The 25,293-nt window shown below is 59.1% G+C and carries 29 protein-coding genes; 11 read left to right on the plus strand and 18 right to left on the minus strand.

Annotation, left to right across the window (positions count from 1 at the left end; translation table 11 throughout):
- Nucleotides 1–79: 79 nt before the first annotated feature.
- Entirely contained in the window at nucleotides 80–370 is a 291-nt protein-coding gene (locus tag H8B20_RS12900) for a YheV family putative zinc ribbon protein (RefSeq protein WP_042556987.1), read from the minus strand.
- Complete coding sequence (prlC, locus tag H8B20_RS12905) at nucleotides 367–2,418, minus strand: oligopeptidase A (RefSeq protein WP_342345708.1); 2,052 nt, start codon at nucleotides 2,416–2,418, stop codon at nucleotides 367–369. The genes H8B20_RS12900 and prlC overlap by 4 nt, the downstream gene beginning before the upstream one ends.
- A gap of 89 nt (nucleotides 2,419–2,507) precedes the next feature.
- On the opposite strand from prlC, the gene H8B20_RS12910 reads away from it, so the two are divergent.
- Complete coding sequence (locus H8B20_RS12910; protein ID WP_042556988.1) at nucleotides 2,508–3,053, plus strand: gamma carbonic anhydrase family protein; 546 nt, start codon at nucleotides 2,508–2,510, stop codon at nucleotides 3,051–3,053.
- Nucleotides 3,054–3,082: 29 nt separating this feature from the next.
- Complete coding sequence (locus H8B20_RS12915; RefSeq protein WP_042556989.1) at nucleotides 3,083–3,733, plus strand: HAD family hydrolase; 651 nt, start codon at nucleotides 3,083–3,085, stop codon at nucleotides 3,731–3,733.
- A 205-nt stretch (nucleotides 3,734–3,938) separates the two neighbouring features.
- On the opposite strand, the gene H8B20_RS12920 is transcribed toward H8B20_RS12915, so the two are convergent.
- Nucleotides 3,939–5,030, minus strand: a complete 1,092-nt coding sequence (locus H8B20_RS12920; protein ID WP_210623338.1) for an aminopeptidase — start codon at nucleotides 5,028–5,030, stop codon at nucleotides 3,939–3,941.
- Between the two features lie 59 nt (nucleotides 5,031–5,089).
- On the opposite strand from H8B20_RS12920, the gene H8B20_RS12925 reads away from it, so the two are divergent.
- Both H8B20_RS12925 and H8B20_RS12930 read left to right on the plus strand, forming a co-directional pair.
- The gene (locus H8B20_RS12925) at nucleotides 5,090–5,512 is read left to right on the plus strand and encodes a PA0061/PA0062 family lipoprotein (protein WP_042556991.1); all 423 of its coding nucleotides are present in this window, start codon (nucleotides 5,090–5,092) and stop codon (nucleotides 5,510–5,512) included.
- A 40-nt stretch (nucleotides 5,513–5,552) separates the two neighbouring features.
- Nucleotides 5,553–5,972, plus strand: a complete 420-nt coding sequence (locus tag H8B20_RS12930) for a PA0061/PA0062 family lipoprotein (RefSeq protein WP_042556992.1) — start codon at nucleotides 5,553–5,555, stop codon at nucleotides 5,970–5,972.
- A gap of 6 nt (nucleotides 5,973–5,978) precedes the next feature.
- Here the strand turns inward: H8B20_RS12930 and H8B20_RS12935 are convergent, their stop codons facing one another.
- Complete coding sequence (locus tag H8B20_RS12935; RefSeq protein WP_210623339.1) at nucleotides 5,979–6,218, minus strand: DUF1161 domain-containing protein; 240 nt, start codon at nucleotides 6,216–6,218, stop codon at nucleotides 5,979–5,981.
- Between the two features lie 255 nt (nucleotides 6,219–6,473).
- A complete protein-coding gene (locus H8B20_RS12940) occupies nucleotides 6,474–6,905 on the minus strand; it encodes an OsmC family protein (protein ID WP_042556994.1) in 432 nt (143 codons plus the stop codon).
- Between the two features lie 240 nt (nucleotides 6,906–7,145).
- Here H8B20_RS12940 and H8B20_RS12945 point away from each other — a divergent pair, with 240 nt between their 5' ends.
- Entirely contained in the window at nucleotides 7,146–8,147 is a 1,002-nt protein-coding gene (locus tag H8B20_RS12945; RefSeq protein WP_042556995.1) for an LLM class flavin-dependent oxidoreductase, read from the plus strand.
- A gap of 87 nt (nucleotides 8,148–8,234) precedes the next feature.
- Here H8B20_RS12945 and H8B20_RS12950 read toward each other — a convergent pair whose 3' ends face one another.
- Entirely contained in the window at nucleotides 8,235–8,459 is a 225-nt protein-coding gene (locus H8B20_RS12950; RefSeq protein ID WP_042556996.1) for a DUF1161 domain-containing protein, read from the minus strand.
- Between the two features lie 128 nt (nucleotides 8,460–8,587).
- Complete coding sequence (locus H8B20_RS12955; RefSeq protein WP_042556997.1) at nucleotides 8,588–8,803, minus strand: dodecin; 216 nt, start codon at nucleotides 8,801–8,803, stop codon at nucleotides 8,588–8,590.
- Nucleotides 8,804–8,960: 157 nt separating this feature from the next.
- Here H8B20_RS12955 and H8B20_RS12960 point away from each other — a divergent pair, with 157 nt between their 5' ends.
- Complete coding sequence (locus H8B20_RS12960; RefSeq protein WP_042556998.1) at nucleotides 8,961–9,287, plus strand: ElaB/YgaM/YqjD family protein; 327 nt, start codon at nucleotides 8,961–8,963, stop codon at nucleotides 9,285–9,287.
- Here H8B20_RS12960 and H8B20_RS12965 read toward each other — a convergent pair.
- Complete coding sequence (locus H8B20_RS12965) at nucleotides 9,260–10,177, minus strand: LysR family transcriptional regulator (RefSeq protein WP_210623340.1); 918 nt, start codon at nucleotides 10,175–10,177, stop codon at nucleotides 9,260–9,262. The genes H8B20_RS12960 and H8B20_RS12965 overlap by 28 nt on opposite strands.
- A gap of 120 nt (nucleotides 10,178–10,297) precedes the next feature.
- Here H8B20_RS12965 and trpB point away from each other — a divergent pair, with 120 nt between their 5' ends.
- Both trpB and trpA read left to right on the plus strand, forming a co-directional pair.
- Nucleotides 10,298–11,530 (plus strand): tryptophan synthase subunit beta, encoded by a 1,233-nt coding sequence (gene trpB, locus H8B20_RS12970; protein ID WP_042557000.1) that lies wholly within the window; start codon nucleotides 10,298–10,300, stop codon nucleotides 11,528–11,530.
- Nucleotides 11,530–12,342, plus strand: a complete 813-nt coding sequence (gene trpA, locus H8B20_RS12975; RefSeq protein WP_210623341.1) for a tryptophan synthase subunit alpha — start codon at nucleotides 11,530–11,532, stop codon at nucleotides 12,340–12,342. The genes trpB and trpA overlap by 1 nt, the downstream gene beginning before the upstream one ends.
- 142 nt (nucleotides 12,343–12,484) lie before the next feature.
- Here the strand turns inward: trpA and H8B20_RS12980 are convergent, their stop codons facing one another.
- The 10 genes from H8B20_RS12980 to H8B20_RS13025 form a co-directional block, all read right to left on the minus strand.
- Nucleotides 12,485–14,446: a DUF7844 domain-containing protein gene (locus H8B20_RS12980; protein ID WP_200617383.1), complete on the minus strand. Its 1,962-nt coding sequence runs from the start codon at nucleotides 14,444–14,446 to the stop codon at nucleotides 12,485–12,487.
- On the minus strand, nucleotides 14,443–14,763 hold the full coding sequence (locus H8B20_RS12985) for a DUF2388 domain-containing protein (protein ID WP_042557003.1): 321 nt from the start codon (nucleotides 14,761–14,763) through the stop codon (nucleotides 14,443–14,445). The genes H8B20_RS12980 and H8B20_RS12985 overlap by 4 nt, the downstream gene beginning before the upstream one ends.
- Before the next feature lie 42 nt (nucleotides 14,764–14,805).
- Nucleotides 14,806–15,114: a DUF2388 domain-containing protein gene (locus tag H8B20_RS12990; protein WP_042557004.1), complete on the minus strand. Its 309-nt coding sequence runs from the start codon at nucleotides 15,112–15,114 to the stop codon at nucleotides 14,806–14,808.
- Between the two features lie 107 nt (nucleotides 15,115–15,221).
- Nucleotides 15,222–15,539, minus strand: a complete 318-nt coding sequence (locus H8B20_RS12995) for a DUF2388 domain-containing protein (RefSeq protein ID WP_047299224.1) — start codon at nucleotides 15,537–15,539, stop codon at nucleotides 15,222–15,224.
- A gap of 336 nt (nucleotides 15,540–15,875) precedes the next feature.
- Entirely contained in the window at nucleotides 15,876–16,091 is a 216-nt protein-coding gene (locus H8B20_RS13000) for a DUF1127 domain-containing protein (RefSeq protein ID WP_009041553.1), read from the minus strand.
- Between the two features lie 321 nt (nucleotides 16,092–16,412).
- A complete protein-coding gene (locus tag H8B20_RS13005; protein ID WP_115147869.1) occupies nucleotides 16,413–17,906 on the minus strand; it encodes an acetyl-CoA hydrolase/transferase family protein in 1,494 nt (497 codons plus the stop codon).
- Between the two features lie 214 nt (nucleotides 17,907–18,120).
- Complete coding sequence (locus tag H8B20_RS13010) at nucleotides 18,121–19,554, minus strand: NAD(P)(+) transhydrogenase (Re/Si-specific) subunit beta (protein ID WP_047299226.1); 1,434 nt, start codon at nucleotides 19,552–19,554, stop codon at nucleotides 18,121–18,123.
- A complete protein-coding gene (locus H8B20_RS13015) occupies nucleotides 19,554–19,874 on the minus strand; it encodes an NAD(P) transhydrogenase subunit alpha part 2 (RefSeq protein WP_003187417.1) in 321 nt (106 codons plus the stop codon). Before H8B20_RS13015 ends, H8B20_RS13010 begins: the two co-directional genes overlap by 1 nt.
- A gap of 15 nt (nucleotides 19,875–19,889) precedes the next feature.
- Nucleotides 19,890–21,011 (minus strand): Re/Si-specific NAD(P)(+) transhydrogenase subunit alpha, encoded by a 1,122-nt coding sequence (locus tag H8B20_RS13020; protein ID WP_210623342.1) that lies wholly within the window; start codon nucleotides 21,009–21,011, stop codon nucleotides 19,890–19,892.
- 434 nt (nucleotides 21,012–21,445) lie between these two features.
- Nucleotides 21,446–22,345: a LysR family transcriptional regulator gene (locus H8B20_RS13025; RefSeq protein ID WP_210623343.1), complete on the minus strand. Its 900-nt coding sequence runs from the start codon at nucleotides 22,343–22,345 to the stop codon at nucleotides 21,446–21,448.
- A 157-nt stretch (nucleotides 22,346–22,502) separates the two neighbouring features.
- Here H8B20_RS13025 and H8B20_RS13030 point away from each other — a divergent pair, with 157 nt between their 5' ends.
- The 3 genes from H8B20_RS13030 to H8B20_RS13040 all read left to right on the plus strand — a co-directional run bounded on the left by H8B20_RS13030 (nucleotide 22,503) and on the right by H8B20_RS13040 (nucleotide 25,269).
- Nucleotides 22,503–23,684 (plus strand): acyl-CoA dehydrogenase, encoded by a 1,182-nt coding sequence (locus H8B20_RS13030; protein WP_042557010.1) that lies wholly within the window; start codon nucleotides 22,503–22,505, stop codon nucleotides 23,682–23,684.
- 13 nt (nucleotides 23,685–23,697) lie between these two features.
- On the plus strand, nucleotides 23,698–24,918 hold the full coding sequence (locus H8B20_RS13035) for a CaiB/BaiF CoA transferase family protein (protein ID WP_210623344.1): 1,221 nt from the start codon (nucleotides 23,698–23,700) through the stop codon (nucleotides 24,916–24,918).
- A gap of 63 nt (nucleotides 24,919–24,981) precedes the next feature.
- Complete coding sequence (locus H8B20_RS13040; protein ID WP_210623345.1) at nucleotides 24,982–25,269, plus strand: hypothetical protein; 288 nt, start codon at nucleotides 24,982–24,984, stop codon at nucleotides 25,267–25,269.
- The last annotated feature ends 24 nt before the right edge of the window (nucleotides 25,270–25,293 follow it).

Here is a 25,293-nt window from a genome sequence, read left to right on the forward strand (position 1 = left end):
AGCCTAGGCAGGAAGCGCAGGGGAAGGGCGGTAGATAGTTACCACCTTCCACCGCTGATCGGTGGAAGGTGGTACTGACTCAATGTTGCTCGTCAGGCTTTTTCGCAAGTTTCGGATTAGGGAAAAACTGCACTGCCTGGACTTTCTTGTCCGCTGGCGGTTTCAGCGCGCTGGTGTTGACCCGCGTGCCCAGCTCCTTTGGAACCGACAGCCCTTGCTCGTTCAGCGTGTCGGAGTAACCGCAGGCCACGCATTCGCGGTGGGGCACGGTGTCCTCGTTCCACATCATCAGTCTGTCCGGCTCGCTGCACGCCGGGCAGACAGCCCCGGCGATAAAGCGTTTTTTGGTGATCACTGGCCCCTCACTCATGCTGCCGCGCCCTCGGTCAGGCCGCTGTGACGCAACAGTGCGTCAATCGATGGCTCACGGCCACGGAAGTCGACGAACAGCACCATCGGCGCTTGCGAGCCGCCGCGCGCCAGAATCGCTTCACGGAAGGCGCGACCGGTTTCAGCGTTGAGCACACCGTCTTCTTCGAATTTCGAAAACGCATCGGCCGACAGCACTTCCGCCCACTTGTAGCTGTAGTAACCCGCCGCGTAACCGCCGGCGAAGATGTGCGCGAAGCTGTTGGGGAAGCGGTTGTAGGCCGGAGGACGCATCACCGACACCTCGTCACGTACGCCTTCGAGCACTTGCAGCGGGCTGCGGCCATCACCGTGAGTGGCATGCAGTTCGAAATCGAACAGCGAGAACTCCAGCTGACGCACCATCATCAGGCCGGACTGGAAGTTCTTCGCCGCGAGCATTTTTTCCAGCAGGTCCTGAGGCAGCGCTTCGCCGGTTTCGTAGTGACCGGAAATCAGCGCGAGGCCTTCCGGTTCCCAGCACCAGTTTTCCATGAACTGGCTCGGCAGCTCGACCGCATCCCACGCCACGCCGTTGATGCCCGACACGCCGGCATGCTCGACGCGGGTCAGCAGGTGATGCAGGCCGTGGCCGAATTCGTGGAACAGCGTGGTCACTTCATCGTGGGTCAGCAGCGCAGGCTTGCCGCTGTCGGCCGGGGTGAAGTTGCACACCAGATTGGCGACCGGGCTTTGCAGCACGCCGTCGACAGTACGGCGACGGTCGCGGGCGCCGTCCATCCACGCACCGCCACGCTTGTTGGCGCGGGCATACAGATCGAAGAAGAAGCGGCCGACGTGCTGGCCGTTTTCCTTGATTTCGAACAGGCGAACATCCGGGTGCCAGGTGTCGAAGCCTTTCTGCTCGGCGATCTCGATGCCGTACAGACGCTGGACGATGGCGAACAGACCACCGAGAACCTTGTCGATCGGGAAGTAGGCGCGCAGGGTTTCCTGGGCGACGCTGTAGCGTTGTTCGCGAAGTTTTTCGCCGTAGAAACCCACATCCCAGCTTTGCAGATCAGCGCAACCCTGCTCGGCGGCGTAGGCGCGCAGTTGTTGCAGATCCTGGGCGGCGAACGGCTTGCTGCGTTTGGCCAGATCGCGCAGGAAGCTCAGCACCTGATCGCTGGACTCGGCCATTTTGGTAGCAAGGCTCAACTCGGAGAAACTGGCGAAGCTCAAGAGTTTTGCCAGCTCCTGACGCAGGTCGAGAATTTCTTCCATCACCGGACCGTTGTCGTTCTGACCGGCATTCGGGCCTTGATCCGAGGCGCGGGTGCAGTAGGCGGCGTAGACTTCTTCGCGCAGCGCACGGTCCTGGGCGTAAGTCATCACCGCGTAGTAGCTTGGGAATTCCAGGGTGATCAACCAGCCATCGAGGTCCTTGGCCTGGGCCGCTGCAGCCATTTGCGCCTTGGCCGAATCGGTCAGGCCGGCGAGGACGGCTTCGTCGGTGATGTGCTTGGTCCACGCTTGAGTGGCATCGAGCAGCTGGTTGGAGAAACGGCTGCCCAGCTCGGACAGCTTGCTTTGCACTTCGGCGTAGCGCTTCTGTTCGGCCTCCGGCAGGTCGATGCCCGATAGACGGAAGTCACGCAGGGCATGTTCCAGGATAGTTTTTTGCGCGACGTCGAAACCGGCGGCTTCCGGGCTGTTGGCCAGCGCTTCGAAGGCCTGGAACAGTTCGCGGTTCTGGCCCATCTCGGTGGAGTAGGCGCTCAATGCTGGCAGGCACGACTCGTAGGCTTCACGCAGTTCGGCACTGTTGCACACGGCGTTGAGGTGGCTGACCGGGCTCCAGGCTGCGCCGAGGCGATCATTGAGTTCGTCCATCGCCAATACCAGGCCGGCCCAGGTAGGGTTCTGGCCTTGGCTCTTGAGGATCTCGGCGATGGCGGCGCGGTTGTCGGCCAGGATGGTTTCGATGGCTGGCAGGACGTGTTCGGCACGGATCGTGGAGAACGGCGGCAGGTCGTAGGACTGCAGAAGAGGGTTGTTCACGCTCACGGTTGGCACCTTGGCTGGAAGAAACATGTGCCCATCTTAATTACAATCGACACTCACCGCAGCTATCGGCGACAGAGAGAGAACTAATCGTGTCCCTTCGCAAATACCAGAACCACACCCCGCAGTTGAGCAAAGGCGCCTTTGTCGACGGCTCCGCGGTGGTGATCGGCGACGTCGAAATCGGCGAAGACAGCTCCGTCTGGCCGCTGACAGTCATCCGCGGCGACATGCACCGCATCCGCATCGGTGCCCGTACCAGCGTGCAGGATGGCTGCGTGTTGCACATTACCCACGCCGGCCCGTTCAACCCCGATGGCTTCCCGTTGTTGATCGGCGATGACGTGACCATCGCCCACAAAGTCATGCTGCATGGCTGCACCGTCGGCAGCCGCGTGCTGATCGGCATGGGCAGCATCGTCATGGACGGCGCAGTGGTCGAAGACGACGTGATCATCGGCGCTGGCAGCCTGGTGCCGCCGGGTAAGCGTCTGCACAGCGGCTTCCTTTACGTGGGTAGCCCGGTGAAACAGGTCCGGGCGCTGACCGACAAGGAAAACGCCTTCTTCACCTACAGCGCGGCGAACTACGTGAAGCTCAAGGACCTGCACCTGGCCGAAGGCTACGACACACTCTGAATCGAATTCGCGACTGCTCAGGAATATTCATGCATTACCAGACCGTACTGTTCGACCTCGATGGCACCCTGACCGATCCGCGTGAGGGCATCACCCGTTCTATCCAGTTCGCGCTGAGCAAACTCGGCATTGATGAGCCAGACCTGACCAAGCTTGAGCACTTCATCGGCCCGCCGCTGTTGCAGGCATTCATGCAGTTTTACGACTTTGATGAAGCGAAGGCGTGGGAGGCGGTGAATTTCTATCGCGAGCGCTTCAAGGTCACCGGCCTGTATGAAAACCGCGTGTTCGAGGGCGTCACGCCGCTGCTGGAAACCCTGAGTGGCCAAGGTCGGCAGCTCTACATCGCAACGTCCAAACCCTGGGTGTTCGCCCGCGAGATTGCCCGGCACTTCGACTTTGCCCGGCACTTCAAGGTGATCTACGGCAGTGAGCTGGATGGCACGCGGACCAACAAGGTTGAGCTGATTGCGCACCTGCTCGCGGAAGAAGGGCTGGACCCGGCGAACACCTTGATGATCGGCGATCGCAAGCACGACCTGATTGGCGCGCGCAGCAATGGTCTGGACGCGGCGGCGGTGGGTTATGGGTTTGGCAGTTTTGAAGAGTTGAATGCCGAGACACCGGCTTATCACTTTGAAACGCTGGCCGAGTTGCATCAGGCATTTTTGCAGCGCTGATCAATACGTCATCGCTGGCAAGCCAGCTCCCACATGAAAGCGGTGTCTTCAGGGGCACCGCATTCACTGTTGGATCTGGCTCCCACAGGTAAGCGTGTCACCAAGGTCGCCGCAATCACTGTGAGATCTGCTTCCCACAGGTAAGCGGTGTCTTCAGGTTCAGCAAAATCCCTGTGGGAGCTGGCTTGCCAGCGATGAGGCCGGATCAGCCACTGAAGGGCTGAGAGTCTGCCAACGTTTTCAATGCCAATTTACGCTCCACAACCGGCAACCCACCCAGCCTCTCGACCTCCGCGTAAAACCTTGGCCAATCCCCCCCAACCTGGCTGAACAACGCCGCAAACGCCGGCACCCATTGGTCATATAGCCCGAAGGGCAGCAGCCGCGCATTGTTCAGCGGCGTATTGACCCAGGCGTCATAACGCTTGTCCCCGGCCCACTGACTGTCACGCATCACCCGGTAATCCCGGCGAAACTGCTCGAACTCGGCCGCTTTGCGCTCGCGCATCTGCTCGACGGGCAGCGGCTGTGCATACAACGTTTCCAGCCGCGAGCGCGTAGCAAGTACCAACGCGATGAACTGATCACGCTGCTTGAGTCGGGAGTTGGTATCCGCCGGCAATCCGCGAAACGCCCGCCATTGCCGAGTACCTTCCTGCTCGACAAACGTGGCAAACGACTCGTTGAACTCGGTGTCGTCCTTCACATAGAACTGCTGATGCGCCAGTTCATGGAAGATCAGCGTGGCCAGGCGTTCGTCGCCCCAGCCCATCATCGAATTGAGGATCGGGTCGTTGAACCAGCCCAGCGTCGAATAGGCCTCGACACCGCCAATCGACACGTCCATGCCCTGCAAGCGCTGAATCGCAGCTTCACCCCGCGCGGCGCTCTGGCTGTAATAACCGCGATAGGCCACGCACCCGGCAATCGGGAAGCAGTGGTTTTGCGGGGTCAGGGAAAACTCTGTGGTGGCGAACACATTCCACACCACGAAAGGACGGCCAATGTCGGCGTACAGGCGATAACTCTGGTTGTCCGGCAGATGCAGGTGTTCGCTGGCAAAAGACCGGGCCTGCTGCGACTGGACCAGGTGCGTGCGTAATTTCGCCTCGCGGCTCGGGTCGGCAATCACGTTGGCGACCGGTTCGCGGGCCTGCAGCAATTGCCACTGACCGCTGGCCAGCTGGCTGTAATAGCTGACGCTTGCACAACCGTTGAGCAACAAAAGCATCACACCCGGAAACAAAATCCGAAAAACGCGATCAAGTAACCGATGGCTTGGAAGCGGCCTGATCAAAATAAGAAACCCCCTGGAAAGTCTGCCCGCAAGACTATCCCGCCCATTGGAGCTTCGCTATGCGCATGTTGATGCTGACAGGAGGCCTGCTGACGCTGGCCGGTTGTGCCGGATTCGGAATGCCCGATCCTGACCCTTCGCAAGCCTGGATCGATCTCGATGCCCGGCAGCAGGACACGGCGTTACAGGCGCTGCAAGTCGATAGCAAGGCCGCCGTCGACAACCGTTATTTCGAGGTGCAGCCCGGCAGTCATGAATTGAAGGTGCGTTATCAATTCCCGGTCGAGGCGACGAATATCGGCCCGGACGCCGAGCCGCTCTGGCGTGATTGCCAGTTGAGCGTGAAATTCAAGGACTTCAACGCCGGCCAGCGTTATCAGTTGCAGGCCGGCAGTATCGGTTTCCGCCCGTGGGCGAAACTTTATGACGAGCAGCGCAAAGTCGTCGGGCAGGGTACGCCGGCGGGCTGTCAGAAAACCTGATCGGCGCTATGCTGGCGCTCTCATCCAAAGGACATTGATCATGCGCAGGTTAACGCTGTTGCTTGCAGCAAGTGTGGTTGCCGGCTGCCAGAGCCCGATGCCGGCGGTCGATCCCACCATGGCCTGGGTCGACTTTGCCATGCCCACCCCCGGCGGCAAGGTGTTGATGGCCGATCGAGTGGACAAGCAAAGGATGACCGACGGGCGATATTTCCAGGTCACGCCGGGGAGTCACGAACTGAGGGTGCGTTTTGATTTCGAGGTGTTTGGCGGCGGTCAGGGCATGGACACCGATCCGCAGGAGCGGCTGTGTTACATGACCGTGCGTTACGATGATTTCGAGGCCGGGCAACGTTATCGGCTGGAGGCACGGTCGCTGGCCTTTACGCCAAGCGCCCGGTTGATCAATCGCCAGGGGCAGATCGTTGCCAAGGAACGGCAGATCAACTGTGTACCTTGAGCGACTTCAGTCCTCGTTCTTCTGATAGACGATTGCTTTAGTGCCGTTTTCACATGAGCCTACGACCATGGCGATATCGTGCTTTTCGGCCTCTTCCTTGCTGACGATTTCCAGCGTGTAGGACGGCACGGCTTTAGCCTGAATCTTTATTTCGATCTCTTTGCGGAGTTCTTCGCAGTCTTTAGGTGCGGCAAAAGCGGAGGTGGCCAGTGCACTGCAGAGAATCGCCAAGCCAATACGTTTCATGAATGAAGCTCCTTGAGGCAGCGCGCACGGGCGTGGGCTGAAGCTGCTGTCACGTATACGACCACATTTTCGAAACGCGAGTTCTGACTTCGCTCACAAACTTTGATCAGCTTTTGCCCCGCTGTGATGATTTCCAGATCGTCTTCGCGAACAGGCTCGCTCCTACAGAGCTTTGTGGCGTTCACATAACCCTGTGGGAGCGAGCCTGCTCGCGAAGGCGTCGGCACTGCCAACGCCAGAATCAGCCTTGGAACATCAGCTGACCAGCGAAGCCTCAAGGGTAATCTTCGCATTCAACACCTTGGACACCGGGCATCCTTCCTTGGCCTTGTTGCTCAGTTCTTCAAACTGCTCTTGGGTCGCGCCCGGAATTTTCGCCTTGAGAATCAGCTTCACCGCAGAGATCGCGAAACCGCCCTCAACCTGATCGAGCGTGACTTCAGCCTGGGTGTCGATGCTGTCGGCTTTGAGGCCGGCATCGCCGAGAATCATCGAAAACGCCATGGAGAAACAGCCGGCATGCGCCGCGCCGATCAGTTCTTCAGGGTTGGTGCCTTTACCGCCCTCGAAGCGCGCCTTGAAGCCGTAGGGTGCTTCTCTGAGGACGCCGGTTTCGGTGGAAATCGAGCCGATGCCGGTTTTCAGATCACCTTCCCAATGTGCGGATGCTTTCTTCACGATAGCCATGTCTGCCTCCTCAAGATCTGGCGCGGGACGCCGCGCCTTCGTGGTTTTTGCTTGCAAGGCTTCTGAGGATAGACGTCGGGACAAAGTTCAGCCTATCTGAATCGTTGACTTTTTTAGTAGGATTTTTCGTCCTGCTATTGAAACTCGGGTATATGCCCTCATTGCATAGAACACGCTTATGGATTCGGCAGGTTTTCGTTTGCGAGAAGAACCTGCCTCCTCACTCGGAGACGCAGGTTTATGAAGCAACTGTCCGACGTAAAATTTTCCACCCTCGATCTGGTGCCCGTGCGCGAGAACGGCAGCCCGGCGCAGTCGCTGCGCAATTCGCTGGACCTGGCGCAGCACGCCGAGAAATTCGGTTACACGCGGTTCTGGGTGGCTGAACACCACAACATGGACGGCATCGCCAGTTCCGCCACCTCGGTGCTGCTCGGTTATCTGGCGGGCGGTACCTCGACCATCCGCGTCGGTTCTGGCGGGGTAATGCTGCCTAACCATGCGCCGCTGGTGATCGCCGAACAGTTCGGCACGCTGGAAAGCCTGTATCCGGGTCGTATCGACCTCGGTTTGGGCCGGGCGCCGGGTTCCGATCAAATGACTGCCCGCGCACTTCGCCGTGAGCGTTCCGGCAGTGCTGACGACTTCCCGGAAGACGTTGCCGAGCTGGCGCGTTATCTCGGCCCGCGCACCCCGGATCAACGGGTGATCGCCATGCCCGGCACCGGCACCAATGTGCCGATCTGGCTGCTCGGTTCCAGCCTGTTCAGTGCGCAACTGGCCGGCGAGCGCGGTTTGCCTTACGCCTTCGCCTCGCATTTCGCCCCGCGCTTCATGCACGAGGCCATCCGCGTCTACCGCAATCACTTCAAGCCGTCGGCGGTGCTCGACAAGCCGTACGTGATGCTCGGTGTGCCGCTGGTGGCGGCGGACACTGATGAGCAAGCCGATTACCTGGCGACTTCGGTGTACCAGCGAATCCTCGCGTTGATGCGTGGGCAAAGCCTGGTGCAGCGCCCGCCGGTGAAAACCATGGATGGCCTGTGGCTGCCCCATGAGCGTGAAGCGGTGGGAGATTTCCTGGGTTTGGCGATGGTCGGCAGCCCGGCGAAAATCCGCGCGAAACTGGAGGTGCTGATTGAGCAAACCCAGGCTGATGAGCTGATCTTTACCTCTGACTTGTATGAACATGCCGATCGCGTGCGTTCCTACGAGTTGCTGGCGCAGGTGATGAAGGGCTAACTGAATCTCGCCCCGCTCCTACATTAAAAAATGGTTGCCCACAAAAAAGCCGACGCATTCGCGTCGGCTTTTGCATTTCAGGCGCAATCAACCGCGTTTGTAGACGATTTCCTTGGCGCCGCCTTCACAGCTGCCAACGACCTTGCCGTCAGCTGCCGCTCCCTTGTCGACGATCTCCAGCGAATACCCGGAAACGCCCTTGGCATCCAGTTTCGCCGCAATCTCTGCCTTCAGATCTTCACAAGGCTTGCCGGCTGCAAATGCACCACCCGCAAGGCTCAACAAACCTACTGCCAACATGAACTTCTTCATCGGTCGCACTCCCTGGTCGGATTAAAAGAGGCGGGCATCGGGTTATTCACCCGACGTGCCCACCTTGTAGCGCTTTGCCATTCCTATGGCACTCGGCCAGCGCGCAAGTTCAGAAGCGTAGACCAAACTCAGCTGCTGGCGATGCGGAACCCGACTTTCAGTGTCACCTGAAAGTGCGCAGCTTTACCGTCCTTGATGTGGCCGCGCGTCTCGGTCACTTCAAACCACTCCAGATGTTTGATGCTTTTGTTGGCTTCTGCCAACGCATTGTTGATGGCGTCTTCGATGCTGGTTGGGGACGAGCCGACCAGCTCGACTTTTTTGTACGTGTGGTGGTCAGTCATGGTGATCTCCTTGGGATGTGGAATTGAGACTAGCAGTGAATTTGCACTGTTGATTTCGGCGGCTTTGCGCAAGCGAAGTTCAGAATTTCTGCACTTTCTCAATCCGCTGAAGTCCCAATCAACACACGCCACTCATCACCAATGCAGGAGAGCCACCATGGCCAACACCTCTTTACGTAAAGCCTCATTGCAAAGCATGGAAGCGGAGATCGAGAGTCTGCTCAAGTCGTTGGAAGGCCTGAAAGACGACGCTTCGGACGAGTCGCGCAAGACTCTCAAGGCGCTGAAAAGCAATGCCGAAAGCGCGCTGAAACATTCGCGTCACCTGCTCAGCGATGCCTACGAAGAAGTCAAAGTGAAAACCCGCGAGACAGGGATCGCCACCCGCGATTACGCGCAGGAGCATCCATGGACCACCGCCGGTGTGGCGGTGGGTGCTTTGGGTCTACTGGCCGCTTACTTGCTGTTCAAGCGCGGCGAGTGATCCGGCTGGCGCAGCTCTTGTTTGAGCCAGTGCGCCAGTTGCCGGGCGCGCCCATCCGCGGCGCGCTTGGGTAGCCACAACGCCAGTTGCGCCGGGGTTTCACAGAAGCCCCACGGCGCAACCAGGCGACCGGCCTTCAAGTCTTCGGTGACCAGCGGCTCCGGCGCGATAGCCACCCCAAGGCCCGCCACTGCGGCTTCCAGCAAATAATACAAATGCTCAAAACCTTGCCCGAGCTTCAACGCCTTGGCGTCGAGGTGATTTTGCTGTGCCCAGCTCGGCCAGGCTTGCGGCCGCGATGTCGTGTGCAGCAAGGGTTCGTCGAGCAGCGCTGAGGCGGGCGCCTTTTGCAGGCGTTGATATCCGTTGAAGAGCGGGCTCATGACGGGGCCGATGCGTTCTGCAGCCAGTTCATAGACCTGCATGTCTGCAGGCCAGGGTGGTTCTGCGAACAGCAGTAACGCGTCCAGTCCCGGTCGCCTCGGGTCGAGATCGCCTTCACCCGCCGATAAATGCAGGCGCAAATCCGGCAGATCGGCATTCAGCCTTCCCAATCGCGGGATGAACCAGCGTGCCAGCAAGCTTCCCGAGCAGCCGAGCACGAACGGCGCATCAGCTGTACGTTGCGTCAGCTCGGCACAAACACTGCGCAAGCGATCAAACGCCTCACCGCTGGCATCGCGTAAACGCACACCGGCATCTGTGAGTTTCAAGCCGCGCCCATCCTTGACGAACAGGCTGACGCCAAGGTGTTCTTCGAGCACCTTGAGCTGGCGGCTGACCGCGCCATGGGTCACGTGCAGTTGTTCGGCGGCCTGGCTGACGCTGTTCAGCCTGGCAGTGGCTTCGAAGGCGCGCAAAGCGTTGAGCGGGGGAAGGTCGTGGCTCATGGTATCTGTGAGTTTTCCTGACAGGTTGCGGCGATCTTATCGGTTTTCAGCATAGAAGGTCAGGGGTAGAGTGGGCGTCATTGTCTTCTCACGTCATTCCCGATTCTGCTGGAGCAAAACATGACCCAGACTTCGAACACTTCCGATCTGCGTAATGGCCCTGACGCCAACGGCCTGTTTGGCTCGTTCGGTGGCCGCTACGTGGCTGAAACCCTGATGCCGTTGATCCTCGAGCTGGCCCGCGAATACGAGACAGCCAAGGAAGATCCTGCATTTAAAGAAGAATTGGCCTACTTCCAGCGCGACTACGTCGGACGTCCGAGCCCGCTGTATTACGCCGAGCGTCTGACCGAGTTCTGCGGCGGCGCCAAGATCTACCTCAAGCGCGAAGAGCTGAACCACACCGGCGCGCACAAGATCAATAACTGCATCGGCCAGATTCTGCTGGCGCGGCGCATGGGCAAAAAACGCATCATCGCCGAGACGGGCGCCGGCATGCACGGCGTGGCGACTGCCACCGTGGCTGCGCGTTTCGGTCTGGATTGCGTGATCTACATGGGCACCACCGACATCGAACGCCAACAGGCCAACGTGTTTCGCATGAAGTTGCTGGGCGCCGAAGTGATTCCGGTAGTGGCCGGCACTGGCACTCTGAAAGATGCGATGAACGAAGCGCTGCGTGACTGGGTGACCAATGTCGACAGCACCTTCTACTTGATCGGCACCGTGGCTGGCCCGCACCCGTATCCAGCGATGGTTCGCGACTTCCAGGCCGTGATCGGCAAGGAAACCCGTGACCAACTGCAAGCGCAGGAAGGTCGTCTGCCGGACAGCCTGGTGGCATGCATCGGTGGCGGCTCCAACGCAATGGGCCTGTTCCACCCGTTCCTTGATGACAAAAGCGTTGAGATTATCGGTGTTGAAGCCGCCGGCTACGGCATCGAAACCGGCAAGCACGCGGCCAGCCTGAATGGCGGCGTACCGGGTGTGTTGCACGGCAACCGTACTTTCCTGTTGCAGGACGACGACGGCCAGATCATCGACGCTCACTCGATTTCCGCCGGCCTCGATTACCCGGGTATCGGCCCGGAACACGCCTGGTTGCATGACATCGGCCGCGTCCAGTACACCTCGGTGACCGACGACGAAGCCCTCGACGCATTCCACAAATGCTGCCGCCTGGAAGGGATTATTCCTGCCCTGGAAAGCGCCCACGCGCTGGCCGAAGTATTCAAACGCGCACCGACCCTGCCCAAGGATCACCTGATGGTGATCAACCTATCGGGCCGTGGCGACAAAGACATGCAGACCGTTATGCACCATATGGAACAGTCCAAGCAGGAGAAACACTGATGAGCCGCCTGCAAACCCGTTTTGCCGAACTCAAACAACAGAATCGCGCCGCGCTGGTGACCTTCGTCACCGCCGGTGATCCGGATTACGACACTTCGCTGGCGATCCTCAAAGGCTTGCCGAAAGCCGGTGCCGACGTGATCGAGTTGGGCATGCCGTTCACCGATCCGATGGCTGACGGCCCGGCGATTCAACTGGCGAACATCCGCGCATTGGGCGCCAAGCAGAATCTGCTGAAAACCCTGCAAATGGTTCGCGAGTTTCGCGAAGACAACAGCGACACACCGCTGGTGCTGATGGGCTACTACAACCCGATCCACAAGTTTGGTGTCGAGAGTTTCATTGCGCAGGCCAAAGAGGCTGGCGTCGACGGCCTGATCGTTGTCGACATGCCGCCGGAGCACAACGACGAACTGTGCGACCCGGCGCAGGCTGCCGGCCTGGATTTCATCCGTCTGACTACGCCGACCACCGACGACGCGCGACTGCCGAAGGTTCTCAACGGCAGCTCCGGTTTTGTGTACTACGTCTCGGTTGCCGGTGTCACCGGTGCCGGCGCGGCGACGCTGGAGCACGTCGAAGAGGCGGTCACTCGTTTGCGCCGCCACACTGATCTGCCGATCAGCATTGGTTTCGGTATCCGCACGCCAGAGCAGGCCGCCGGGATTGCGCGTCTGGCTGACGGGGTTGTGGTGGGTTCGGCGCTGATCGATCACATCGCCAATGCCCAGACTCCGGATCAGGCCATCGACGGCGTATTGAGCCTGTGCTCGGCACTGGCAGAGGGCGTGCGGAAGGCTCGCGTCAGCTAAAGGTAGAGTTCCCGATTCAGAGGAATGAGTGCTTGGGCACCGGGGTTCTGGATTAATCGTTAGTCAGTCAAAAGATCGCAGCCCGTGGCAGCGCCTACATGTGACTTCTGTAGGAATTGCCGGGGGCTGCGATCTTTTGCCTTTACGGCAGTTCCAGCCCGCCGGACGCCTTGTGCAGTTTGCGCAAATGCTCGCCGATCTGTTTCACGTTGGCCTCGCTGGCGGCAATTTCGGCGGCGCGCTTGGGTTCCAGCAACTTACGCACTTCCTTGTCCAGATCGCCGCTAAGTAACAGCAGCTTCTTCTGCCGCTGGCTGCTTTCCGCTTCCAGTCGGCTGAACTCGCTGGGTTGCGGCAAACCGTAGCCTTTCGAATCCAGCAGTTCTGCCGGACGACTGAGAAACCCACTGTTGGCGAGGATTTCCTGCAAGGTCGCATTGGCCTTGTCCATTCCGCCATTCTCCAGTTCCCGCGCACCGAGGTAACGCTGTTTGACCTCGTCCTGCGCGAGCAACAACTGGCGCCGGAAACTCGCCTGCTCGAGCAGCAACAGCGCGGCGCTGGTGCGCAGGTCGGCGCGATCGAACCATTCGCGGCGTTCTTCGGCCGACAACGAAAGCCACTCTTCGACGGTGTTCTGTTTGATCGGCAGCTGCTTCTTCAGCACGTCGAACATCGCCTGATAGCGATCGCGGAACGAGTCGAAGCGATAGCCCAGACGCAGCGCTTCTTTCGGATCATCCAGCACGCTCGTATCGGCCAGGCCACGGCCCTTGAGCACTTCCAGCAGACCGTTGGGCATGATGCTGTCGAGGCCGGTGAGTTGCGCGTTGTTGCTGCCGCTGCGCAACAGTTTCAAGCCTTCCACTGCGCAGTTGTTTGACAGGAAGAAGTAATTGCCGTCGTAGCTCCAATGCATCTCGGCGGCATGTTCGACCACGCCTTCGATCTCGCTGCGCGACAGATTCAGCGGTACTGAGGCGAGGCTGCGCAGTTCGGTCTTGGTGTACTCGTCGATCACCTGCGCCAACGGCAGAACGAACAGCCGGGACGGGTATTTGCCGACCAGTCCGTCCCAACTCGACAGCTGCACGTCACCCACGAAGGCGCGGTAGGACAGCACCAGATGTTGATCCAGATCGAGCCGGCAATCCGGGCCACGCGGACGACCCGGTGCACAGATCACCAGACGCAACATGCTGTGACCCCAGCGGCTGACCCAGTTCTGATTGGCCTCGGCCAGTAAGTAATCGACGGCGTAGACACGCTCCGGATCGACTTGCCCCAATGGTTGCTTGGCGAAGTCGTTGCCGGCGTTCAGAAACGCAAAGGTCTTGGCGCAGGAATTCGGGGCCGGTGGCGCCCAGCCGAAGTGATCCTTGTAGTAGCGATACAACGCCGGGCGGCGGCACGCGTAGCTCGGGTCGAGCAGGAAGTACTCCATGTTGACCGCGACGAACTCCTTGGGACTGGAGATTTCGTACAGGTCGGGGCTGCGGGCAATCTGTCGGTTGTGTTGCTCGCGCTCGCCGCGACGGCCGACGTATTGCGGCCACCCGGCGAGGTCGAGCAATCGCGGGTCATCACTAAGGGTGAAGCGGCGCCCGTTCTGGCCACGGCACTCATCGGGAATGCCGATCAGCCCGGCACTGTTGAAGCGCCGGGTGCAGCGCTGGATCAGCGTGCGTTCGGCGTTTGGCCAGAGGCGTGCGCGGTCATAAATGTGGGTGATTTCGTGCAGCACCGTGGCGAGCAGTTCCTGGCGCACAGTGCCGTGGGGGCGATTGGTCTTCTCTTTGGCCGCGCTCCCGTCGGTGAGACCGGCGAGCAATTTGCGGTTCAGATCGAGTTCGGCGACCAGGGTTGCCTGGCCATAGGCATTTCCGGGCATGTCATCGGTCCAGCCGACATCAATGCGCCGATCCAGCCGCTCGATAAAGCTCGGCGGCAAGGCCTGCATGGCTTCATCGATCAGCGCCTGGCTGGCCTGTTGCTGGGCTGGACTCAGACCGTCGGTCTTGAGCCGCAATTGCAGGCCGGCGTGGGCGCTGTTGCCAAGTAGCAACAACGCCCCGGCCAATAGCCAGGCGCCAAGTGACTTCACAGTGCGAGGATGGCTTCGGCGAGAACCTGATCACTGGCGTCGCGAGCTTCCGGCACGCGTGTGCGCAAGGTGTTGAGAGCGGCTTCCAGGTGCGCGCCACGGATATCACCGTTGCTGGCGACAAAGCTGGCGGCGTCGTCGTGGGCTTCGCGGATGATTTTCGAGTCGCGAATCGACGTGGTGGTATCGGACGTGAAATCGATGGTGCGCTGGGAGGCACGAACGATGATGTTACTGGTGGCTACCAGGGTGTGCGCCTGGGCCAGGTCGGCCAACAAAAACAGGCCAAGGGCGGCAGCAATCAGCGGGCTACGCATGGAACGACTCCGAAGGGCAAAGTTAACAAGGGACTGGGTTAACTATTGGACGAGAATTGCCTCTGCCAGTTCAAGGTCGCTGGCATGAAGTTTCGGCCGAGTTTTACGCAGGTAGTGCAGTGCGGATTCCAGTCGAGCGCCGCGCAATTCACCGTCACTGGCAACAAATACCGCCGCATCATCGTGAGCGACGAGCAGCAGTTTACGGTCGAACGGCGCGGAAGACACCATGCCGGTCGCCCAGACGCTCACCACGGTGTTTTGCGTGGAGACGTCGAAGGCGTTGGCCGAGGTCGTCCAGCAAGCAGTTAACAGTACGCAAGGGATCAGGAGTTTTTGAATAAAAGGCATGGGACTCGGCAACTGTTGGCGAGCCGTAAGGCTAGCGCAACGCCCGGGCTAGAGCCAGCGCCGAAATATCGGGACACGACCGGCGTGCCCCGCCATGCCGCGACTGCTTAGATAGTCAGAATGGCTTGAGCCAGCTGAGCGTCGGTGGCTTGCAGTTGTGGCGCCTGATGACGGATGTGATCCAGCGCGCTTTCCAGTTTCACGCCTCGGATGTCGCCTTGGCTGGCGACGAAGCTGGCTGCGTCGTCACGGGCAGCGAGCACGATCTTGTCGTCACGGAAGGAAGAGGTGACGTCGGAAGTAGCGTCGGAGGAGGCTTTCAGGGCGCCGACAATCGAGTCAGTGGTCACGATGAAGCTGGTAGCGCTGGCGTTGGCAGCCACGGCCAACAGGGCTGCGGCGCTGAGCATGCGAAGACGGGTCATAGGGTAACTCCTGTGGATAAACCGTATAGAGAGGTGGCTCGGTATCTGAGGAGTCAGACGCCATCGGCACAGCATTCGCCACGTACTGAATGGATATTAGGCTGCTCTGTGCAATTCGCCCAGTGGTCAGAATGCTGGCTCCTGCGGAATACTTTTAACTGTACCTGCATATATTCATAATTCTAAAACTGTATTGGTTTTAATCTCGAAGCGTCTATTCTGCGGTTTTGAAGCATCCAGAACGACAAAACCCGTCGTGGTTTCCCACGACGGGTTTTGTTTTATTCAATTCGGGTTGCTGGCGGTGGGTCTAACGACCAGAGCCAGCGACGCTACTTAGCGCCAGAACGGCTTGCTCAGCTCTTCGTAGCGTTGTGCTTCGCTGATACCGGCGTCAGCCAGCAGACGCGAATCCAGACGGGCCAATTGGTGGCGGCTGGAGATGCGGCGCTGCCACAACATCAGGTTAGCGAGAACGCGCAGAGGCATGGAAGCCTGGGTTTTTGCAGCTTTGTCTTCGAAGAACAGTTCGGAACTGAGTGTACGTTCCATGGTTGACATCCTTCCGCTTGTGGCGGGATCAGGTAGTGGTTTGACTGGTGCCCATGATCCTCTCGTTTGCCTAGTCTCACTAGATACAGTTCAACTGTATTGTGAGTGACCAGTTAACTGTTTATTGATGGTGTACGGGTCGAAATTGGGCAAACTGTACCTGTCCGCACTTAAGTAGTGCGTTTTTGCTGGTTTCGGAAGAAAGTGTGGGTATTTGCCGTAGGAAAAGACCGGTACAGCAGTACAGTTTTTGACGGTGTCGAGGATTTCTGAATACCGTCGACGCAAACTGTGTTTGCGCCGACGGAACATCTGTGTGAATTACACCGTCAGCATCCGCCCGGTTTCTTCCAGATTGATGTGCCAGCTCAACGCTTCACGCAGGATGTGGGGGGTGTGACCACCGATTGCGCAGGCGGCGGTGAAGTAGTCATCCAGCGCCTGGCGAAAGTCCGGGTGCACACAATTGTCGATGATCACCCGGGCCCGTTCGCGAGGCGCCAGGCCTCGCAGATCCGCCAGGCCTACTTCGGTTACCAGAATGTCGACATCATGTTCGGTATGGTCAACGTGGCTGACCATCGGCACAACGCTGGAAATCGCGCCGCCCTTGGCGATCGACTTCGTCACGAACACCGCCAGATGCGCGTTACGCGCGAAATCGCCGGAGCCGCCGATGCCGTTCATCATCCGCGTGCCGCAGACGTGGGTAGAGTTGACGTTGCCGTAGATGTCGAACTCCAGCGCCGTGTTGATGCCGATGATCCCCAGGCGCCGCACGACTTCCGGGTGGTTGGAAATTTCCTGCGGACGCAGCACCAGTTTGTCCTTGTACTTCTCCAGGTTGCCGAACACGTCGGTGTTGCGCCGCTCCGACAGCGTGATCGAGCTGCCCGACGCGAAGCTCAGCTTGCCGGCATCGATCAGGTCGAACGTCGAGTCCTGCAGCACTTCGGAGTACATGGTCAGGTCTTCAAACGGCGAGTCGATCAGACCGCACATCACCGCGTTGGCGATGTTGCCAATCCCGGCCTGCAGCGGGCCGAGCTTGTTGGTCATGCGCCCGGCGTCGACTTCCTGCTTGAAGAAAGTGATCAGGTGATCGGCGATGGCGTTGGTGTCGACATCCGGCGACGACACCGTGGACGGTGAGTCCGGTTGCTGGGTGATGACGATGGCGACGATCTTCTCCGGTGGAATCGGGATCGCGGTGCTGCCGATGCGGTCGTCGACTTTTACCAGAGGAATCGGCGTACGCGTCGGACGATACGTCGGGATATAGATGTCGTGCAGACCTTCGAGGTTGGCGTTATGCGCCAGATTGATCTCGACGATCACCTGTTTGGCGAAAATCGCGAAGCTCGCCGAGTTGCCCACCGAAGTGGTCGGCACAATATGGCCCTGCTCGGTGATGGCCACGGCTTCGATGACGGCGATGTCCGGGAGCTTCAGTTGCTGGTTGCGCAGTTGCTCGACGGTTTCCGACAGATGCTGGTCAATGAACATCACTTGTCCGGCGTTGATCGCCTTGCGCAAGGTGCTGTCGACCTGGAATGGCATGCGCCGCGACAGCACGCCGGCTTCGGTCAGTTGCTTGTCGAGGTCGTTGCCCAGGCTGGCACCCGTCATCAGGCTGATCTTCAGCGGCGTGACCTTGGCCCGCTCGGCCAGTGCATGAGGGACGGCCTTGGCTTCGCCGGCGCGGGTGAAGCCGCTCATGCCGACGGTCATGCCGTCCTCAATCAGAGCAGCAGCGTCGGCGGCGCTCATCACTTTGTCCAACAACGAAGGCAGGCGAATACGGTCACGGTACATGTATTTTTATCTCGGGCAGCGAGTAGCAGGATGCGCAGTCTAGTGAATTTGGCTGGTGCCTGTCCCGCTACCAAGGTCGCAAAAGAGGCGTCTATTGCGCGGGTTTCAAGTAAAACATCGTTACCGGATCTGCAACAACGCGACATATCGTCCGACTGTTTGCGCAAACAAAAACGCCCCGACAGGTCGGGGCGTTTGGTGCAGCAGGCGAAAGTTACTCGACGGCTTTAACCATGTCTTCGATAACTTTCTTCGCGTCACCGAATACCATCATGGTCTTGTCCAGATAGAACAGTTCGTTGTCCAGACCTGCATAGCCGCTGGCCATCGAGCGCTTGTTGACGATGATGGTCTTGGCCTTGAACGCTTCGAGAATCGGCATACCGGCAATCGGCGATTTCGGATCGTTCTTGGCGGCCGGGTTGACCACGTCGTTCGCGCCGAGCACCAGCACCACATCGGCCTGACCGAACTCGGAGTTGATGTCTTCCATCTCGAACACCTGGTCGTACGGCACTTCGGCTTCGGCCAGCAGTACGTTCATGTGCCCAGGCATCCGTCCGGCCACTGGGTGGATCGCGTACTTCACGGTCACGCCACGGTGGGTCAGCTTCTCGGTCAGCTCTTTCAGTGCATGCTGCGCACGAGCTACCGCGAGGCCGTAGCCTGGAACGATGATCACGGTGTCGGCATTGGTCAGCAGGAACGTCGCGTCGTCAGCCGAACCGGATTTCACCGGACGTGCTTCCTTCGCACCGGCCGGGCCTGCATCAACCGTATTGCCGAAACCACCGAGCAATACGTTAAAGAAGGAACGGTTCATCGCCTTGCACATGATGTACGAGAGGATCGCACCGCTCGAACCGACGAGGGAGCCGGCAATGATCAGCATCGAGTTGTTCAGCGAGAAACCGATACCCGCTGCCGCCCAGCCCGAATAGCTGTTGAGCATCGACACCACCACCGGCATGTCTGCGCCGCCGATCGGGATGATGATCAGCACGCCCATCACGAACGCCAGCGCCAGCATCAGCGCAAAAGCGGTGAGGTTACCGGTGAACATAAAGGTCAAACCGAGTGCCAGTGTCGCCAGACCCAGCACCGCGTTGAGCTTGTGCTGACCGCTGAACTGTACCGGTGCGCCTTGAAACAGACGGAACTTGTACTTGCCCGAGAGCTTGCCGAAGGCGATCACCGAACCGGAGAAGGTGATGGCACCAATCGCCGCGCCGAGGAACAGTTCCAGACGGTTACCCGCCGGGATCGCGTCGCCCAGTTGCTTGACGATGCCCAGCGACTGCGGCTCAACCACGGCAGCAATGGCGATGAACACCGCTGCCAGGCCGATCATGCTGTGCATGAAGGCGACCAGTTCCGGCATTTTGGTCATTTCAACACGCTTGGCCATGATCGAACCGGCGGTACCACCGACCAGCAGGCCGACGATCACATAACCGATACCAGCAGTGGCCAGCTCAGCGCCGAGCTTATAGATGAGGCCTACAGTAGTGATGATCGCCAGACCCATGCCGAGCATGCCGAACAGATTGCCGCGGCGTGACGTGGTTGGGTGCGACAAGCCTTTGAGGGCCTGGATGAAACAGATCGACGCGATCAGATAAAGCGTCGTGACGAGATTCATGCTCATTACTTCGGCGCCTCTTCTTTTACTTTCGGGGCTTTCTTCTTGAACATCTCAAGCATGCGGCGGGTGACCAGGAAGCCACCGAACACATTGACTGCGGCCAGCGCCACGGCGAGGGTGCCCATGGTCTTGCCCAGCGGGGTGACCGTCAGGGCAGCGGCCAGCATCGCGCCGACGATCACGATCGCCGAAATGGCGTTGGTCACGGCCATCAGCGGCGTGTGCAGTGCAGGTGTAACGTTCCAGACCACGTGATAACCGACATAAATCGCCAGCACGAAGATGATCAGGTTGTAGATACCGGGGGAGATAAGCTCTTCCATCGTCTGAATCCCTGCTTAGGCGTTTTTGCGGATGACTTGGCCGTCGCGGCACATCAGGCACGCGGCGACGATGTCGTCTTCGAGGTTGACGTCGAACTGGCCTTCTTTAGTGAAGACCAGCTTCAGGAAGTCCAGCAGGTTGCGTGCATACAGCGCCGAAGCGTCTGCGGCGACTTCACCGGCCAGATTGGTCGGGCCGGCGATAGTCACGCCGTTCTCGATCACGACCTGATCGGCTACGGTCAACGGGCAGTTACCGCCCTGCGCAGCCGCGAGGTCAATGACCACCGAGCCCGGTTTCATTTGCGCCACGGTGTCCGCACTCAACAGCGTCGGTGCCTTGCGGCCCGGGATCAGCGCGGTAGTGATGACGATGTCAGCCTGCTTGGCGCGTTCATGCACGGCCTGGGCCTGACGCTGCATCCAGCTCGCCGGCATCGGCCGCGCGTAACCGCCGACACCGACGGCGCATTCGCGCTCTTCATCGGTCTCGTAAGGCACGTCGACGAACTTGGCGCCGAGGGATTCGATCTGTTCCTTCACCGCCGGACGCACGTCGGACGCTTCGATAACCGCACCCAGACGTTTCGCCGTAGCAATCGCCTGCAACCCGGCCACGCCTGCGCCGAGAATCAGCACGCGCGCCGCTTTCACAGTGCCCGCAGCAGTCATCAGCATCGGCATGAAGCGCGGATAGTAGTGAGCGGCCAGCAACACGGCCTTATAGCCGGCAATGTTCGCCTGGGACGACAACACATCGAGACTCTGCGCCCGCGAGGTGCGCGGCGCTGCTTCCAGGGCGAACGCGGTAATCCCGCACTCGGCCATTTTGGCGATGGTGTCGTTGTTGAACGGGTTGAGCATGCCAACCAGCACCGTACCGCGCTTGATCAGCGTCAGTTCGGCATCGCTTGGGGCGACCACTTTGAGAATCAACTCGGCGCCAAACGCATCGTTGGCACTGCCAATAGTTGCGCCTGCCGCTTCATAAGCACTGTCGACAACGCTGGCTTTAACGCCGGCGCCGGTTTGCACAGTGACCTTATGACCTTGGCTGATCAGCTTTTTAATGGTTTCCGGGGTTGCAGCAACCCGTGTTTCACCGGTCTGGGTTTCGAGAGGAACACCAATGTGCACGTCAAATCTCCTGCGTGATCTTATTGAGTAAACCCAGGCACTTCGGATGGTGCGACTGGGGCGGCCGATCAGCACGATCCCGCTAAATCAAGGCGGGGCGCGGCATTTTGCAGGCGAACTTTATGCCCTTCAAGGGATTATGACGGGTGACGGAAAATTAACTACAAGTCATGCCGTGACCGAATGTCGCACATGATCGGTTGAATCCCTTGCAGGCCGTGCCTTACAAGGATTCTGGACGAATTCGAAGATTTATCTCATCGGTGACGTGAATGGACCGTAATGAGTCGCGAATGAAGGCTCAAAGCCACGCCGTCAGGCGCTTGTGGGACGTCTGTACGACTTTCGGATACAGTCATTGAAAATGCGACAAATACTTATATCTGTAGTGCTTTTATTTTTCTGACTACGAGGTCAGTTAACGCTGTAAGTCGCTACCCTTCTAGGCTGTAGCTCTGCGCCTGGTTCACCAGCCAGTCGCGAAATGCCTTCAGGGACGCCGATTCGACCTTTCGCTCGGGAATCATCAGGTAATACGCCTTGATGCTGGACAGTGCCTGGGGGTTGGCAATCACCAGCCGCTTCTCGGCCAACTCGCGCTGAATCAGGAACGGCGGGATCAGCGCAATGCCCATGTCGTGCATGGCTGCCTGCGCCAGCATGGAGAATAGTTCATAGCGCGGCCCTGTCATGTCGCGAGGGATATTCAGATGTTGCGAGTTGAACCACTGGCGCCAGGCATACGGGCGGGTGGTCTGCTGCAAGAGCGGCAGCTCGGCAACCTCTTGCGCTGTCAGCTTTGTCTTGCTGCCGAGTAGGGCGGGGCTGCACACGGGCATCGGATTTTCGCCCATCAGCCTGTGGGACTCGGTACCGGACCAATCGGCATCGCCGAAATAGATGGCGGCATCGAAGTCGGTATCGGCGAACAGGAATGGCTGAGTGCGGTTAGTCAGGTTGACGGTGACTTCCGGATGCTTGAGCTGGAAATCTTTCAAGCGTGGCAACAGCCATTGCGTGCCGAAGGTCGGCACCACCGCCAGTTCGATCACATTGGCGCCTTGCTGGCCCATCACCGACAGCGTATCGCGCTCGACCGCATCGAGTTGAGTCGCCACTCGACGGCTGTAGGAAAGCCCTGCTTCGGTCAGCTTTACCCCGCGCCGCGAGCGTCGGAACAGTTCCACGCTGAGGAACTCCTCAAGGCTGGCGATCTGTCGGCAAATGGCGCCTTGGGTGATGGAAAGCTCTTCAGCGGCCTTGGTAAAACTCTCGTGACGAGCGGCAGCCTCAAAACTGATCAGCGCGGTTGTGCTGGGGATCTTCCTGCGCATGTACTTCAACCTCACTAATACGTCGGTTAAAAGGCTATCGGCGTTGTTTCGGAGTGAGAAATTAGCACAACAGAATGCGAAATCCTCGTTTGCCGCGACCGCGAACCGCGCCTAGGATCAATGCCACGTTAATTCACCGATTTACGAGGGCACACTCATGGGCGGTAAAGCTAGCTTCAACTGGATCGATCCCCTGCTGCTGGATCAACAGCTCACCGAAGAAGAGCGCATGATCCGCGACACTGCCGAGCAGTTCGCTCAGCAGAAGCTCGCGCCGCGTGTGCTCGAAGCTTTCCGCCATGAGAAGACCGATCCGGCAATCTTCCGCGAGATGGGTGAAGTCGGCCTGTTGGGCGCGACCATTCCTGAGCAGTACGGTGGCAGTGGCCTCAACTATGTCAGCTACGGCCTGATTGCCCGTGAAGTGGAGCGTGTCGATTCCGGCTATCGCTCGATGATGAGCGTACAGTCCTCGCTGGTAATGGTGCCGATCAACGAATTCGGCACCGAGGCGCAGAAACAGAAATACCTGCCGAAACTGGCTTCCGGCGAATGGATCGGCTGCTTCGGTCTGACCGAGCCTAACCACGGTTCCGACCCTGGCGCGATGATTACTCGTGCACGCAAAGTCGACGGCGGCTACAGCCTGACTGGCGCGAAGATGTGGATTACCAACAGCCCGATCGCCGATGTGTTCGTGGTTTGGGCCAAGGACGATGCCGGCGACATTCGTGGCTTCGTGTTGGAGAAAGGCTGGAAAGGCCTGAGCGCTCCGGCGATTCACGGCAAAGTCGGTCTGCGCGCCTCGATCACCGGTGAGATCGTCATGGACAACGTATTCGTGCCGGAAGAAAACATCTTCCCTGACGTGCGTGGTCTGAAAGGTCCGTTCACCTGCCTCAACTCCGCACGCTACGGCATCTCTTGGGGTGCGTTGGGCGCTGCCGAGTTCTGCTGGCACACCGCACGCCAATACACGCTGGACCGCATGCAGTTCGGCCGTCCATTGGCCGCTACCCAGCTGATCCAGAAAAAACTGGCGGACATGCAGACCGAGATCACGCTGGCCCTGCAAGGTTGCCTGCGTTTGGGGCGCATGAAGGATGAAGGCACGGCTGCGGTCGAAATCACTTCGATCATGAAGCGCAACTCGTGCGGCAAGTCGCTGGATATCGCCCGCATGGCTCGCGACATGCTGGGCGGCAACGGTATCTCCGACGAGTTCGGTGTGGCCCGCCACTTGGTCAACCTGGAAGTGGTGAATACCTATGAAGGTACGCACGATGTCCACGCGCTGATCCTCGGTCGCGCGCAAACCGGTCTGCAGGCGTTCTATTAATAGGAGAGCGACCATGGGCGCGCTGTCGCATCTGCGGGTACTGGATTTATCGCGAGTGTTGGCCGGGCCGTGGGCCGGGCAGATCCTTGCCGACCTTGGCGCCGAAGTGATCAAGGTCGAGCGCCCGGGCAATGGTGACGACACTCGCGCCTGGGGGCCGCCCTTCCTTAAAGACGCTTATGGTGAGAACACGTCGGAGGCGGCTTACTACCTGTCGGCTAACCGCAACAAGCAATCGGTGACCATCGACTTCACGCGTCCCGAGGGTCAAAAGCTTGTTCGCGAGCTCGCTGCCAAGTCGGACATCCTCATTGAGAACTTCAAGGTGGGTGGTCTGGCGGCTTATGGGTTGGACTATGAGTCGCTGAAGGCAATCAATCCGGATCTGATCTACTGCTCGATCACTGGCTTCGGTCAGACCGGGCCCTATGCCAAGCGTGCCGGTTACGACTTCATGATCCAGGGGCTGGGTGGGCTGATGAGTCTGACCGGTCGGCCAGAAGGGGATGAAGGTGCCGGGCCGGTGAAGGTTGGTGTGGCGCTGACGGATATCCTGACCGGGCTGTATTCGACCGTGGCGATACTGGCGGCGCTGGCTCATCGTGATCACGACGGTGGTGGTCAGCACATTGATATGGCATTGCTGGATGTGCAGGTAGCCTGCCTGGCTAACCAAGCGATGAACTACCTGACCACAGGCAATGCACCCAAGCGCCTGGGCAATGCGCATCCGAACATCGTGCCTTATCAGGACTTTCCTACGGCAGATGGCGATTTCATCCTTACCGTGGGCAATGACGGGCAGTTCCGCAAGTTTGCTGAAGTGGCGGGTCAACCGCAGTGGGCTGATGATCCGCGCTTCATTACTAATAAGCTGCGGGTGGCGAATCGTGCGGTGCTGATTCCTCTGATTCGCCAGGCGACAGTCTTCAAGACCACGGCTGAGTGGGTAGCTCAGTTGGAGATGGCAGGCGTGCCGTGTGGCCCGATCAATGATCTGTCGCAGGTGTTTGAGGACCCGCAGGTGAAGGCTCGCGGGTTGGCAATAGAGTTGCCCCATGCGTTGGCGGGGATGGTGCCTCAGGTGGCGAGCCCTATTCGAATGTCGCAAACCCCTGTCGAGTATCGCCTTGCGCCTCCTTTGTTGGGTGAGCATACCTTGGAGGTTTTGCAGAGAGTCCTGGGTTTGGGCGCAGGAGCGGTGGCTGTGTTGAAAGAGGATGGAGTGCTTTAAGAAGCCTTCTATATAGAAGGCTTGGCATTTTCCTCTATATATAAGGGGGGATCTGAGCGTTTCTTGATCAATCTGCAAGTAATTGAAAGAAAAGCGAAATTAGCGGTTGACGGCAGATTCCAGACGTCTATAATTCGCCCCACTTCCGGCGCAGTCGAAACGGAAAACTCCTTGAGATTCAATGAGTTAAGTAGGTTTCGAGAGCGGGTCGCTTCAGTTCATCGAAGCCTGGAAGGAGTTGAAAGAGCGGTGATGTTTGGCTCTTTTGACGGTTCGATCTTCTCGGTCGAAAGCGGAGAAAAAGAGGTGTTGACAACAGCGAGTAACGCTGTAGAATTCGCCTCCCGCTAACGAGAGATCGGAAGCGCAAGTGGT

It is taken from the genome of Pseudomonas sp. P42, from assembly GCF_017973755.1.
Lineage (GTDB): Bacteria > Pseudomonadota > Gammaproteobacteria > Pseudomonadales > Pseudomonadaceae > Aquipseudomonas > Aquipseudomonas iridis.